Genomic DNA, 14,457 nt, shown 5'->3' on the forward strand with positions numbered 1-14,457 from the left:
CTCTGGGGACGTGTTGTGGATGCGGTTCGTTTGGATGTGATGCCGTGAATACGGCTAGCATCACGGCGGGGAGCGGGCTTCGAACTTCAGTAGCAGGCGGCTGTTGATTTCTACGGCGCGGCCGTGCACGTGCTGGCCGACGGTGATGGTGGCGTCTGCATGCCCCATCAGCGTGACGTGTTCATGCAATTTAACGAGCACCAGCGTATAGGGTGTCAGTGCTTTCCATTGCGCATCCGGGGCACGATGCACCTCGCTGCGCGCGATGACGACCCCCTCGCCTGTCGCGCGTTGCCATGACAATGCGGTGCCGCCACAGGCGGCGCAGGCGTAGGGTCGCAGCGCCCACCATGTGCCACAGTGTTCGCAACGTTGGATATCCAGGGGATGCTGTGTAGTCACCTTGTGCTCTCCGCTTGCAGTACCAGGCTGACATGGGCAGAGAGCACGCCGCCGTCGGCATGCACCAGAGCTCGCCGCCGTGGGGTGATCTGCCGTTCGCCAGCGCGGCCTGCCAGTTGAGTCCAAGCCTCGACGAGGTGTGCCAAGCCACCCGCCACGCCTGAATGGCCGAATGACAGCAATCCACCGTGCGTATTGAGCGGCAACTCACCAGACGCTGCAAAATCTCCGTGACGCAGCCGGGCGCCCGCGCTGCCACGCGGCGCGTATCCCAGCTCCTCAAGCAACATGACCAGCGTAATCGTGAAAGAGTCGTAGATCGCCAGATAATCGATGTGCTGCGATTCCAGCTTTGCCTCGGCCAAGGCTCTGGCACAAGCGCGCGCGGCGCCCGTGTCCAGCACGTCGCGCATCGCTGACAAATGCTGGTGGCGATGCGCCTGGCCATCGCCAATGACCTGGACAGGTCCTTCGTCGGCGCTGAGCACGAGCGCTGCTGCTCCATCCGATATCGGGCAGCAATCCAACAGATTCAATGGTGTTGCGATCGGCTTGGACGCCAGCACTTGATCGACCGCAATAGGGTCGCGCAGATGTGCATGAGGGTGGCTTGCAGCATGCTCGCGCATCAGCACGGCAAATTCGGCCAAGGTCTCGCGATCGAGTCCGGTCTGATGCATATAGGCCGAGGCCAGCAATGCATAGTAGGCCGGCACGGATGCGCCATTGGGAACTTCGGTATCGGGCTCGCCGACTTGGGCCAGGGTCTGGATGGACGTATCCACGGCTTGGCCGGTCAATCGATTTTCCCCTGCGACCACCAGAATGCGCCGGCAGGTGCCTGCTCGCAGGAGCGTACGAGCCAGCATGACCATGGCGGCCCCGGTGGCCCCGCCCATTTGCATGCCGTGCGCATAGTGGGGCTGCAAGCCCAGCTTTTCGCTCAGCAGATCGGCCAGCATCAAATGCGGAAAGGTCGTCGCGTAGCCGCACAATACGCCGTCGATATCGTCGCGTTGCAGGCCGGATTGCGCCAAGGCCTGATTCGCAGCTTGCGCCATGAGGTCCAGCGCGCTGCTGCCCTCGTGGCGGCCATAGCGGGTCGTGGCGGCGGCGTGGATATAGGCGCGGGGATAGCGGATATCAGGCATGAGGCCACCACGAGCGTTCGATGTCGCGAGCCTCTTGCGAGAGGGCTTGTGCGAGTTCCGCTTCGCGAGACTCTATGCGTTCGTTCAACGCCGCGATGCTGAGCGCGGCGATCGCGCGCCCGCTGGGGCCCCGCACGGCGACACCCAGGCCGCCCATTTTTTCGACCACTACGTCCAGCAGCATGGCGTGCCCCAGGCCTCGTGCACGTTGTGCCGCCGTGATCAAATCCGATTCAGGAAAGCGGGGATACTTGGCGGTCAGGCGTTGCCGCACCATGGGCATGACCGCCTGCGTTTCAACCTCGCCCAGTGTTGACAGCAGCGCCAGGCTGCCTGCTCCCACGCCCAGCGGGCGACGGCTGCCTACCTGCAGATAGTTGGCGCGAATGGGGTAGTCGCCAAAGCACAGATCCAGGCAGACCGACTCCCAGCCCATCGGTAACGACAGAATGACGGTGTCGCCAAAACGGCGTGCCAATCGGATCAGGGCCGGCCGTGCGAGCCCGCGCAGATCCAGCCCGTCCACCATTGCATGATGCATGGCATAGACCTGGGGCCCCAGCATGTAGTGCTTGTTGACCGGGTCCCGTTCGACGAAGCCTTCTGCCTCCAGGTCCTTCAGGATACGCCGCGCGGTAGAGATATCCAGCGCGGCGCGTTGCGCGATATCGGTCAGCCGCTGGACGCAAGGGTCAGACAGGCTGGCCAGTACTCGGCAAGTTTTCTGGGTGGCTGATAAGGCGTTGGCGTCTGGCGTTGGCATGAATGTGGGGCAGCCCGATGGGGGAACACCGCCACAAGATAAGAACGCGTGCCACGCCGGTAAAGTTGCATCGCAACAAATTTTCGTCCAGCGACAATCGAACGAATCCGCGTAAGCCCGTCCGGGCCCCTCTCATAGAGGCAGGACCCGGGCCGTCAGAGGCGCTACGCGACGATCGCGACCAGCTCGGCTCCCTCGCCGACCTGGTCTCCGATGGCGTAAAACACCTCTTGCACTTCGCCATCGCCCGGTGCCGAGATCGTGTGCTCCATCTTCATGGCCTCCATGACCAGCAGGGCTTGTCCCTTTTTCACTTTGTCGCCCGCCTGGACGGCAATCGAAATGATCTTGCCGGGCATGGGGGCTGTCAATCCGCCTGCATGTTCACCCTCGCCATCCTGGGCGTGGGCCAATGCATCATGCAGGCCCAGCATCTGGGTGCGGCCCTCACGAAACACATAAGCTTTATCACCGTGCAATACCACCGTGCCCGTGCTTTCGCGTCCGTCCAAGGTCACGCGCAGCCCATAGGCCAGGTTCGGGTTCGCCCCCGTATGGGCGCGCCAGGAAAAAGCCCACGATGTTTGATCGCTGCGTAATGTCCAGGCCTGTCCATCACGCGCGATCGTGACATCACGCAGGGTTTCATGATCGAGCCATTGCAGCGTTTGCTGATACTGTCCACCCAAACGCCATCCATCGCGCACGTCCCACGGGTCGGTGACTGATACGCGCGTTGAGGCTGTCGCGGCTACCGAGCTTGGCAACGATGTATCGCCTGCGGGCGCCAAGCCCTGGCGTACCAGCACTGCAGCGGTGGCCAGCGCCACATCGGTGGCATCTGCTGCCGCCGGCGGCGGCAGCAACGTGTCGCGCTGACGCTCGATCAAGCCCGTATCCAGATCCGCCGCGGCAAAGGCCGCATCCTGCATCAGCCGCGTCAGAAACGCCACGTTGGTCTGAACGCCGACAGCGTGCGTATGCGCCAAAGCCTGAATCATGCGTGCGCGGGCCTGATCGCGATCCGCACCGTGCACAATCAGTTTGGCGATCATCGGGTCGTAATAAGGCGTGATGGTATCGCCCATCCGCACCCCGCCATCCACCCGCACATCGCCGTTGGTAAATGCGACATGAGGCGGCAACTCCAGATAGGCCAGCGTGCCGATCGAAGGCAAAAAGCCTTTATCGGGGTTCTCTGCATAAATGCGCGCTTCGATGGCATGGCCATGAATGTGCAGGTCTTCTTGTTTGGCAGGCAGAGGCTGGCCAGCGGCGACACGCAACTGCCACTCGACGAGATCGTGGCCGGTGATCATTTCCGTGACCGGGTGCTCCACTTGCAGACGCGTATTCATTTCCATGAAATAAAAACGTCCGTCTGGCTCGGCGATGAATTCCACCGTCCCCGCACCAACATAACCTACTGCGCGCGCGGCCGCGACGGCGGCGTCGCCCATCGCTTGCCGGCGCTCTGCGGTCATGCCGGGGGCGGGGGCTTCTTCGATGACTTTTTGATGGCGGCGTTGCACCGAACAATCGCGTTCGAACAAGTATACGCAGTTGCCATGCGTATCGGCAAAGACCTGGATTTCGATGTGCCGCGGCTTTTGCAGATAGCGTTCAATCAGCACGCGGTCATCGCCAAAACTCGATGCCGCCTCGCGTTGGCAGGACGCCAGCGCCTCGATAAAGGCACCAGAGGACTCGACTACACGCATCCCTTTACCGCCACCGCCCGCACTGGCTTTGATCAACACGGGATAGCCGATGCCATCGGCTTGCGATTTCAGAAACGCGGGGTCCTGGTTGTCGCCGTGATAGCCGGGCACCAGCGGCACCCCGGCTTTTTCCATCAAGGCCTTGGCAGCCGACTTACTGCCCATGGCGGCGATAGCCGATGCAGGCGGCCCGACAAAAGCAATCCCCGCATCTGTGGCAGCCTGAGCGAACGCCTCGTTCTCCGACAGGAACCCATAGCCCGGGTGAATAGCCTGTGCACCCGTATCGCGCGCCGCTTGCAAAATAGCCTCTGCCCGCAAATAACTCGCACGCGGCTCAGGCCCCCCTATATGCACCGCGACATCGCAAGCCGCCACATGCCGCGCACCTGCGTCGGCATCGGAATACACCGCCACCGTCCGTATGCCCAGACGGCGCGCCGTCGCCGCGACACGGCAAGCAATCTCACCACGGTTAGCTATCAGCAGAGTATCGAACATGTTGTCTTCCACACAAAATTTGTTGTCACCGCGACTAATTCAAATCCAGTTGGCGATGCATCATCACCGAAATGTTCCCCCTCGACCCACAGTGCCCCTCCAGCGGGAAAGTCACAGATCCGGCTCCGCCGGTCTGTAGACTTTGCCCCCTTGAGGGGGCGCGCGCAGCGCGTAGGGGGTGGGGTTTTTTCCTACATCCGGAATACGCCAAAGCGCGTGTCTTCGATAGGCGCATTCAATGCCGCCGACAGCGCCAAACCCAGCACACGGCGGGTATCGGCCGGTGCGATGATGCCGTCGTCCCACAAACGCGCGGTAGCGTAATACGGATGCCCTTCGCGCTCGTACTGATCGCGAATCGGCGCCTTGAAGGCTTCCTCGTCTTCTGCCGGCCACTGCCCGCCTTTGGCTTGAATCCCATCGCGGCGTATCGTGGCCAGCACACTCGCGGCCTGTTCGCCACCCATGACGGAAATGCGCGCGTTGGGCCACATGAACAACATGCGTGGCGAATACGCGCGTCCGCACATGCCGTAGTTGCCCGCGCCAAACGAACCGCCGATCAAGACCGTGAATTTAGGCACATTGGCCGTCGCAACGGCGGTGACCATCTTGGCGCCATGCCGCGCAATCCCTTCATTCTCGTATTTACGGCCCACCATGAATCCGGTGATGTTCTGCAAAAACACCAGCGGGATTTTGCGTTGCGCGCAGAGTTCGATAAAGTGCGCGCCCTTTTGCGCCGACTCTGAAAACAGGATGCCATTGTTGGCCACGATGCCTACCGGCATGCCATGAATATGCGCAAAGCCCGTCACCAGGGTCGTGCCGAAACGCGCCTTGAACTCGTCAAAATCCGAGCCGTCGACGATGCGCGCGATGATTTCCCGTACGTCATAGGGTTTGCGCGTATCGGAGGGGATGATGCCGTTGAGCTCCGCTGGGTCATATCGCGGCTCGCGGATGGGGGCCAGCGCCAGCGGCGTGGGCTTTTGACGATTGAGCCGTGACACGGCGTTGCGCGCGAGTTGCAAGGCATGCAGGTCGTTGACGGCCAAGTGATCGACGACGCCGGATAGCCGTGTATGCACGTCGCCGCCGCCGAGATCTTCGGCGCTGACTTCTTCGCCTGTCGCTGCCTTGACCAGCGGCGGGCCTCCCAGAAAAATCGTGCCTTGGTTGCGCACGATGATGGATTCATCGCTCATCGCCGGCACGTACGCGCCGCCCGCTGTGCACGAGCCCATCACGACAGCAATCTGCGCAATGCCTTGCGATGACATCACCGCCTGGTTGTAGAAAATACGGCCGAAGTGATCGCGATCGGGAAACACCTCGTCTTGACGCGGCAAATTCGCCCCGCCCGAGTCCACCAGATACACACACGGCAGACGATTCTGCGCGGCGATTTCTTGTGCACGCAGATGTTTTTTGACGGTCATGGGATAGTACGTCCCACCCTTCACCGTCGCGTCATTGCAGACGATGATGCACTCCGTGCCGGCGATGCGGCCGATGCCGGTGATGACTCCCGCGCCAGGCGCCTCGCCCTCGTACATGCCATGCGCCGCCAGCGGCGACAGTTCTAAAAAGGCGCTGCCCGGGTCGATCAAGCGTTCGACGCGCTCACGCGGCAGGAGCTTGCCGCGCGCAACATGTTTGGCGCGCGCGGCGTCGTTGCCGCCCAATGCGGTCTGGGCCAAGTGCCGAGCCAGATCGTCCAGCAGTGCCTGCATGGCGCGTGCGTTGTCGGTGTAGTCTTGTGAACGCGGGTTGATGCGAGATTCGATAGTGGGCATAGCGGGCCGTTGTCGTGCAAAGTGATCGACAGGCACTGCGGATGCAGGCCGTTGTGTTTATCAGAGGCTCTGGAACGTTCGACGTCTAGTACATGGAGCCGTCAACTTGCGTAAAGGCTGATGCCTCAACGCTCGGATACCTGATCGAAATGCAATGGTCTTGCTCAGGATGCGTCAGTCGCGGTGTGTCGGATCACATGGGCGATCCGACACACGCACAGACTCGTTAAATCATTTCGATGGCCATGGCTACGGCTTCGCCGCCGCCAATGCACAGCGTGGCCACGCCGCGCTTGCCGCCGGTCTTGCGCAGCGCGCCAATCAGCGTGGTGACCAGACGGGCACCCGATGCGCCGATAGGATGGCCCAGCGCAGTTGCGCCACCATGCACGTTGACTTTGTCGTGAGGCAGTTTGAAGTCATTCATGGCGGCCATGGTGACGACGGCAAAGGCCTCATTGATTTCATACAGATCGACATCCTCGGCTTTCCAACCCGTTTTGGTGAACAGGTTTTTCAGCGCACCGACGGGCGCGGTCGTGAACCAGTTGGGTTCTTGCGAATGCTGGCTGTGGGCCACGATGCGCGCCAGCGGCTTGAGGCCGAGCTCTTCGGCGGTCGAGGCGCGCATGAGCACCATGGCGGCCGCGCCATCGGAAATCGACGACGAGTTGGCAGCGGTGACGGTGCCGTCTTTTTTGAACGCAGGTTTCAGCGTCGGGATTTTCTCCGGCATGGCTTTGGTCGGCGCCTCGTCGGTGTCGATCACGGTATCGCCTTTACGGCCAGCGACAGTGACGGGGGCGATTTCCCATTTAAAGCTGCCGTCTTCGCTGGCGGCACGTGCGCGGCGCAGCGACTCCAGCGAAAACGCATCTTGCTGTTCGCGCGTGAAGCTGTATTTGGCGGCGCAGTCTTCGGCAAAGACACCCATGGCCTTGCCGCGATCGTAGGCGTCTTCCAGGCCGTCCAAGGCCATGTGGTCATACACCGTGTTGTGGCCGTAGCGATAGCCTTGGCGGCCCTTGAGCAGCAGATAGGGGGCGTTGCTCATGCTTTCCTGACCGCCCGCGACCACAATGCGCGCCGAGCCGGCGCTCAGCAAGTCATGGCCGAACATAGCGGCCTTCAGGCCCGAGCCGCAGACTTTGTGGACGGTCGTGCATGCGACACCCAATGGCAGGCCGGCACCCAGTGCGGCTTGACGCGCGGGGGCTTGGCCTTGGCCCGCCTGCAATACATTACCCATGATGACTTCGTCGACCTGGTCCGGTTTGATACCGGCGCGTTCGACGGCGGCTTTGATGGCGACGGAGCCGAGCTCGTGGGCGGCCAGGCCTGACAGGCTGCCCAGCATGCCGCCCATGGGGGTGCGAGCAACAGAAACGATAACGACGGGATCAGACATGATGGGCGCTCCTGAAAATCAGAGATAAATTGGATTGTTACGACGCGAAAACAGGCGGCGTTGCGCCAATGCGCAGCCGTCTGTCCTTATCGTAAGGGAAAAATTCTTCAATTTGACCTTGTGCAACATGGTTACGGCAGGCCTGCCACCACTCGGCTTGTAACAGCTCGGCGTGGTGCCGTAGAAAGGCTTTGCGTATGCGGGTATCCCCCAGCAAAAAGCGGTCGAATTCCTCGGGGAAAACATCATTGGGACCGACGGCGTACCACGGTTCGCTGGCCATCTCGGCCTCTTCATTCGGCGCGGGCGGAATCCGGCGAAACTGCATCTCGGTCATGCGCTGGATTTCGTCGTAGTCGTAAAACACCACACGGCCCAGACGAGTGACGCCGAAATTCTTGTACAGCATGTCGCCAGGGAAAATGTTCGCACTGGCCAACTGACGGATCGCGTCCCCATATTCGCGTATCGCATGATCCACCATCGGCTCGCTGGCGTGTTGCAAATACAGATTCAACGGTGTCATACGGCGTTCGATGTACACATGCCGGATGACGATCGAGTCGTGGTTTTCCTCGAGCAGACTAGGGACGCGTTGCCGCAGTTCGTCCAGCAAGGCCGATGAAAAACGCGCGCGCGGCAACGCGACTTGCGAGTATTCCCAGGTGTCGGCCATGCGGCCCACACGGTCATGCAGTTTGACCATCTGGTATTTGCGCCGCACGGTAGCGTGATCGATGCCGTCCTTGTCGATGTGGTCCTTGATCAATTTGAACACGTACGGATAGGACGGCAACGTGAACACGCACATCACCATGCCTTTGATGCCCGGTGCAATGTCAAAGGCATCGCGCGAATGCGCCAGATGATGCAGGAAATCCCGATAGAACAGCGTCTTGCCCTGTTTCTGCAGGCCGATCATGGTGTAGAGCTCGGCCTTGGGTTTGCGTGGCAACAAGGTCGACAGAAAACTCACCACGGCGGCCGGCGTTTCCATGTCCACCAGAAAATAGGCGCGGGTAAAACTGAACAGCGTGCTCAGATCGTCCGCACCCAGCAATAACGCATCCAGCTCAATCTGGCCCGCGGCGTTGCGCGTCAGCGCAATGGCAAAAGGCAGCAGGCTGCTCTGATTGATCAGGCGGCCGACGATGTAGGCGCCCTTGTTGCGAAAGAACAGCGTACCCAGTACCTGGATCTGGCAGTCTGGCGCGAGCCGCCGGCCCTGATGCCGAGGCCATTGTGCGCGCAACTGCCGCACAGCAGCACGTGCCAGCAAACGTGTATCGCGCGGCAGGTCTGCATACGGCGCGGCCAGTCCGAAATCGGCCGCCATGCGAATCAGGCCGTTGCGCAATCCCTCGGACAAGGGGTAATAAACGCGGTACGACGGAATGCGGCTATCGAGATAATCCGTCGCAACGGCCGGCCGGACAAACAAGAAATCGTTATGAAAATAGTCGCGATGCAGAATGCGGCACGACACCGAATTAAAAAACGTTTCCGCACATTCGGGTTGACGATGTTCTGACAACAATCCGACGAATTGCTGTTTGACGTCTTGCCAGAACGTCGTTTGCTTGGGCGTCAGACTGGTTTCGCTATCTGCTGCGGCCAAACCGTGCAAAGTCCGTTGCAGCTGATTGGCGCACTCGCGCACGCGCATGTCGTAGTACTCGATGCGTTCGCGCGAGAGCTGCTGGATACCATGCCAATCGCCCGATTCAAACAAGGCCTTTGCACGTTGTGCGCTGTAGCGAAATAGCGCGTAATGCCGATCAAAACCCGCCAGGATCTGCCGGGCGACATCCAGCGGCAGTGGCGCGGTAGCTGCCACTGGCTCGATATGCTGGACGTCGCCGGTGTAGATCATGATGGCAACAGATCAGGCGGTTTCCGCAAACAATTCGCGGCCGATCAACATGCGGCGGATTTCGCTGGTGCCAGCGCCGATTTCGTACAGCTTGGCATCGCGCCACAGGCGGCCCGTGGGGTAGTCGTTGATGTAGCCGTTGCCGCCCAGGATCTGTACCCCCTCGCCGGCCATCCAGGTGGCTTTTTCGGCGGTGTACAGGATGAGTGCTGCGCAGTCTTTACGGACTTGCCGCACGTGCTCCGCGCCGAGTTGATCCAGGTTCTTGCCGACGGCATAGCAAAACGCCCGGCTGGCCTGCAGTGTGGTGTACAGGTCTGCGACCTTGCCCTGGATCAATTGAAACTCGCCAATGGCCTGGCCGAATTGCTTGCGGTCGTGGATGTACGGTACGACGACGTCCATCACCGCCTGCATGATGCCCAACGGCCCGCCCGAGAGTACGGCACGTTCGTAGTCCAGGCCGCTCATCAGGACTCTCACGCCGCCGTTGACCTGACCCAGGACGTTTTCCTCGGGGACCTCGCAATCCTGGAACACCAGTTCGCCCGTGTGGCTGCCGCGCATGCCCAGTTTGTCCAGCTTTTGCGCGATCGAGAATCCCTTGAAGTTCTTTTCCACCAGAAAGGCGGTAATCCCGCGCTGGTGGGCCTCCGGGTCGGTCTTGGCATAGACCACCAGGGTATCGGCGTCCGGACCGTTCGTGATCCACATTTTGGTGCCGTTCAGCACATAGCGGTCGCCCTTTTTCTCGGCGCGCAGCTTCATGCTGACGACGTCCGAGCCTGCGCCCGGCTCGCTCATCGCCAGTGCGCCCACATGTTCGCCGGAAATCAGCTTGGGCAGATAGCGGGCTTTCTGGTCTGCCGTGCCATTGCGGTGGATCTGGTTGACGCACAGATTGGAATGCGCCCCATACGACAGGCCGATGGAAGCACTGGCGCGCGAGATTTCCTCCATCGCGACCATGTGCGCCAGGTACCCCAGGTTGGCGCCGCCGTATTCCTCGCTGGCAGTCATGCCCAGCACTCCGAGCTCGCCGAACTTGCGCCACAAATCCATCGGGAATTGATCGCTGCGATCGACTTCGGCGGCGCGCGGCGCAATTTCGGCCTGTGCAAAAGTACGCACCGCGTCGCGCAGCATGTCCAGGTCTTCGCCTAGATTGAAGTTCAAGCCGGGAAGGTTCATCGCGATCTCCGTGAGAGTATGTACTTACATTTGGTGGTGCTGCATGCATGAATCCGCTTGCCGGATCCATCATGCTCCACCGTCGATGGCTAAGCAATGTAGAAGGTTGATATTACGTTTACGTAAACGTAAAGTAAAACACGGGTTTACCCCTAAGAAAAACGTGACGACGGCTTGTCAGACCATGCCAGAATTTGCCTGGAACTTGTCTGACCAATCCATTGCTGGCCCGAGCGGGCCTCTGGAGGGACTGTCGTGATAGAACTCGCCGATCTGGACGAGATGATTGCTTTGCGGCGCGATATCCATGCGCATCCTGAGCTGGCGTATGACGAGCATCGGACTGCCGCCCTCGTGGCCGAGCGCCTGCGGTCCTGGGGGATCGAAACCCATACCGGCATCGGTCGCACCGGGGTGGTGGGCGTGCTCAAGGCAGGGAGCGCATCGCGAGCCATTTTGTTGCGGGCAGACATGGACGCCTTGCCCATCCAGGAAGCCAACACCTTTGACCATCGCTCGCGCCATGACGGCAAAATGCACGGCTGTGGCCACGATGGCCATACGGCGATGCTGCTGGCCGCGGCCCGCCATTTAAAGCAGGCGGGCGGCTTTGACGGTACCGTCTATGTCTGCTTTCAACCGGCCGAGGAAAACGGCGGTGCGGGTGCCCGGGCCATGATCGAGGACGGCTTGTTCGAGCGTTTTCCATGTGAAGCCGTATTCGGCATGCATAACTGGCCCGGGATGCCAGCGGGTAGTTTCGGCGTGTGTAGCGGACCGATGATGGCGGCCGCGAATGCCTTCAAGATTACGGTGACCGGACGTGGCGGGCATGCCGCGGCCCCGCAGGATTGCGACGACCCTGTACCGGCGCTGTTTGCGATCGGCCAGGCGCTGCAAACCATACTGACACGTAGCAAACGCCCGCTGGACGCTGCGGTCGTGTCCATCACTCAAGTGCAGGCGGGTGGCGAGGTGACCAACATCATTCCCGGCAGTGCGTGGTTGGGCGGTTCTGTGCGAGCTTACAGCACGGGTGTCGTGGACTTGATCGAGCGGCGCATGAACGAGTTGGCCGAGCCGATTGCTGCGGCGCATGGCTGTCAGGCAGAGGTCTATTTCGAGCGCCGCTATCCCGCTCTGGTGAATACGCCTGATGAAACGGCCTTTTGCCTGGACGTCATGCGCGACGTCGTCGGATCCGATCAATCGCGAGTGATCGAGCCCGTGATGGCATCCGAGGATTTTGCCTTCATGCTGCAGGCCAAACCCGGCTGCTACGTGTTTCTGGGTAACGGAGATGGCGAGCATCGCCTGGCAGGTCACGGGCTGGGGCCGTGCATGCTGCACAACACCAGCTACGACTTTAACGACAGTTTGATCCCTGTCGGCGCGTCCTATTGGATTCGTCTGGCTCAGCGTTACCTGGCTTGAGTGTTTTGCCTCGCGGTGTCGCGAGGCACCTTCTTTTTCATTGGTGTTCATCGACAGCCATCGTGATGGCTTTTCCCCGGCATGAGCGGCGGGGATTTTCGGAGCGTTGATATGATCAGAATGGCAGCACTTTCGAAGTTCACCCGTAGCGTGGCGATGATGGCCGTAGCGGCAATGGCCATGGCCGCTCATGCTCAGCCTGCGTGGCCAGGCAAAACACTGACGCTCGTCGTTCCCTACACTGCCGGCGGTACGAATGACACCTTGGGTCGCACGCTGGGCGACATTTTCCGTCAGGCTTATGGCACGGCGACCATCATCGAAAACAAACCTGGCGCGGGCGGCAGCGTGGGGACCGAGGCCGTTGCGCGAGCCAAGCCTGACGGGACGACATTGCTCCTGGCATCGACCAGCCCGCTGACGATTTTTCCGAATCTGGTGAAGACCTCGTATGACCCGATGAAAGACCTCGTTCCGGTTGCCAGTGTGGCAGTCGGGCCGGTCGGCATCTTGGCCACCAAAGCGCTGCCTGTGAGCACGTTTGCCGAGTTGGTGGACTATGCCAAGCAGCACCCCGGCAAAGTCACGTTCGGCATCCCTGGGTTGGGTTCCGTCGCGCATATAGGCATGGCAGCGCTGAATAAGCAGGTGGGCATCGAGATGCTGCAGGTGCCGTATCGCGGCGGCAGCCAGGCCGTGTCGGATGGTCTGGGTGGCCAAGTCGATCTGCTGGTCGTCAACACCGATATCGTGCTGCCTCACGTCGCCGCTGGCACGCTCAAGCCCCTCGCGGTGATGGCGCCGCAACGGCTGGCCCCGTGGCCCGATGTGCCGACCATGGCAGAGCTGAAGTTGCCGAACATCCGCTATTTCTCGAACTTTTCGCTGTTCGCGCCGGCCGGCGTGCCACCCGAAGTGTTGAAAACCATGCGTGATGAAATAGCAAAAGCGCTCGCGAATCCGCAGTATCAACAGATGCTGGAGAAAAACTCCATGCAACCTGGAACCGGCATCGGCGAGGATTTCGCAAAACAAGTTCGCACGGACTACGAAAACAATCAGCGCATCATTCGCGAAAGCAAGATTCAAGTGCAGTAGTTCATACGTGACGAAAACGGGGGATTTCCTTTGGAGCATCTGATGACGCGTACGCTGGTCTTTTTGTTTGTATTGTTGACGACGGCCCTGAGTCCCGGACTATCCCGTGCGGAATCCAACCCCGCCCTGGCGGGCCAGAGCGTGACCAAGGACATTGACGGCGGCCGGCACACCAAGGAATACGCGCGCAATGGGACATTGATCTATGAGGTCATCGAGCGCGAGGTTGCGCAGGGAGGTACCAAGACGATTCAAGCCACTGAACGCGAGTGGCTGGACAACGCAACGCCGGTACGTGAACAGGAATTTCTGGGTGGTAGAGAAATGAAGGCCACGTTCTGGTACATGAATGGCAAGGTCAAGGAAACCCGGGCGGATCAATCGATTCATGATCCCAAAGGCGCGCCGGGCGTTTATGTAGAGCGGTTTTCCGATCTTGGAGTCTTGCAATCGGCTGGCGTGTTTCAGGGGCAATACCGTCACGTTGGTGTGCATCGCTACTATGACGAGGCTGGTAAATTAACCAGCGAAATCACCTACGGACCTGATGGCACGAAGCTTTCCAGCAAGACATTCGATGCGAGCGGCGCAGCCAAAGACACAGCGCAGTATTACCCCGATGGATCGCGCAAGACACCATAGCGGTACAGGATCGCTGTCGCGGTACGGGATGTCGCTGTGCTGCGCGAATTTTCTGCAGCAACAAAGAACAGCGGTTGAGACACCACGCCAACGCGTCGAACAGGATACGTCGTGACGCCCGCTATTCCGAGCGGGGGCCGAGCACGATGAGGGCCATACCAGCCAGGCAGAGTCCGACACCGGCCCAGTCAGTCAGCGCAGGACGCACGCCGTCGACGGCCCATAGCCATATCAGCGCCATGGTGACGTATACCCCGCCATAGGCCGCATAGACCCGCCCCGACGCCGCGGGGTGCAACGTCAATAGCCAGACAAATAGCGCGAGGCTCAAGGCCGCCGGCAACAATAGCCACGCGGAATGGCCCTGCTTTAACCAGAGGTACGGCAAATAGCAGCCGAGGATTTCGGCGAGCGCCGTCAACACGTACAGGCCTAATGTGGGCAGCAATGTCATCGTCTGTTCCGAGAAGTCTC

Annotated in this window: 12 protein-coding genes; 3 read left to right on the top strand and 9 right to left on the bottom strand. The window is 60.6% G+C overall.

All coding sequences use genetic code 11. From position 1 onward, the window contains the following. Window positions 1-60: 60 nt before the first annotated feature. The 8 genes from ACYVI2_RS15265 to ACYVI2_RS15300 all read right to left on the bottom strand — a co-directional run bounded on the left by ACYVI2_RS15265 (window position 61) and on the right by ACYVI2_RS15300 (window position 10,809). The gene (locus ACYVI2_RS15265) at window positions 61-402 is read right to left on the bottom strand and encodes a Zn-ribbon domain-containing OB-fold protein (RefSeq protein ID WP_415821822.1); all 342 of its coding nucleotides are present in this window, start codon (window positions 400-402) and stop codon (window positions 61-63) included. Then, the gene (locus ACYVI2_RS15270) at window positions 399-1,553 is read right to left on the bottom strand and encodes a thiolase family protein (protein WP_415821821.1); all 1,155 of its coding nucleotides are present in this window, start codon (window positions 1,551-1,553) and stop codon (window positions 399-401) included. Before ACYVI2_RS15270 ends, ACYVI2_RS15265 begins: the two co-directional genes overlap by 4 nt. Next, entirely contained in the window at window positions 1,546-2,316 is a 771-nt protein-coding gene (locus tag ACYVI2_RS15275; protein ID WP_415821820.1) for an IclR family transcriptional regulator, read from the bottom strand. Before ACYVI2_RS15275 ends, ACYVI2_RS15270 begins: the two co-directional genes overlap by 8 nt. Before the next feature lie 164 nt (window positions 2,317-2,480). Next, complete coding sequence (locus tag ACYVI2_RS15280) at window positions 2,481-4,538, bottom strand: acetyl/propionyl/methylcrotonyl-CoA carboxylase subunit alpha (RefSeq protein ID WP_415821819.1); 2,058 nt, start codon at window positions 4,536-4,538, stop codon at window positions 2,481-2,483. 191 nt (window positions 4,539-4,729) lie between these two features. Continuing rightward, window positions 4,730-6,337, bottom strand: coding sequence for a carboxyl transferase domain-containing protein (locus tag ACYVI2_RS15285; protein ID WP_415821818.1), 1,608 nt, complete (start codon window positions 6,335-6,337; stop codon window positions 4,730-4,732). A 226-nt stretch (window positions 6,338-6,563) separates the two neighbouring features. Beyond that, window positions 6,564-7,745 carry an acetyl-CoA C-acetyltransferase gene (locus tag ACYVI2_RS15290; protein ID WP_415821817.1) on the bottom strand — a complete coding sequence of 394 codons (1,182 nt, stop codon included), beginning with the start codon at window positions 7,743-7,745 and terminating at the stop codon, window positions 6,564-6,566. A 37-nt stretch (window positions 7,746-7,782) separates the two neighbouring features. Further along, window positions 7,783-9,618: a bifunctional isocitrate dehydrogenase kinase/phosphatase gene (gene aceK, locus ACYVI2_RS15295; RefSeq protein ID WP_415821816.1), complete on the bottom strand. Its 1,836-nt coding sequence runs from the start codon at window positions 9,616-9,618 to the stop codon at window positions 7,783-7,785. 12 nt (window positions 9,619-9,630) lie between these two features. Further along, on the bottom strand, window positions 9,631-10,809 hold the full coding sequence (locus ACYVI2_RS15300; RefSeq protein WP_415821815.1) for an isovaleryl-CoA dehydrogenase: 1,179 nt from the start codon (window positions 10,807-10,809) through the stop codon (window positions 9,631-9,633). Between the two features lie 255 nt (window positions 10,810-11,064). Between ACYVI2_RS15300 and ACYVI2_RS15305 the strand changes: the two genes are divergently transcribed. The 3 genes from ACYVI2_RS15305 (at window position 11,065) to ACYVI2_RS15315 (ending at window position 13,983) form a co-directional block, all read left to right on the top strand. After that, window positions 11,065-12,243: a M20 aminoacylase family protein gene (locus ACYVI2_RS15305; protein WP_415821814.1), complete on the top strand. Its 1,179-nt coding sequence runs from the start codon at window positions 11,065-11,067 to the stop codon at window positions 12,241-12,243. Window positions 12,244-12,363: 120 nt separating this feature from the next. Further along, entirely contained in the window at window positions 12,364-13,341 is a 978-nt protein-coding gene (locus tag ACYVI2_RS15310; RefSeq protein WP_415821813.1) for a Bug family tripartite tricarboxylate transporter substrate binding protein, read from the top strand. A gap of 42 nt (window positions 13,342-13,383) precedes the next feature. Then, entirely contained in the window at window positions 13,384-13,983 is a 600-nt protein-coding gene (locus ACYVI2_RS15315; RefSeq protein WP_415821812.1) for a toxin-antitoxin system YwqK family antitoxin, read from the top strand. A 121-nt stretch (window positions 13,984-14,104) separates the two neighbouring features. On the opposite strand, the gene ACYVI2_RS15320 is transcribed toward ACYVI2_RS15315, so the two are convergent. After that, window positions 14,105-14,437 (bottom strand): YnfA family protein, encoded by a 333-nt coding sequence (locus tag ACYVI2_RS15320; RefSeq protein WP_415821811.1) that lies wholly within the window; start codon window positions 14,435-14,437, stop codon window positions 14,105-14,107. Window positions 14,438-14,457 lie beyond the last annotated feature (20 nt).

The sequence above is a fragment of the Bordetella tumbae genome (assembly GCF_054780995.1).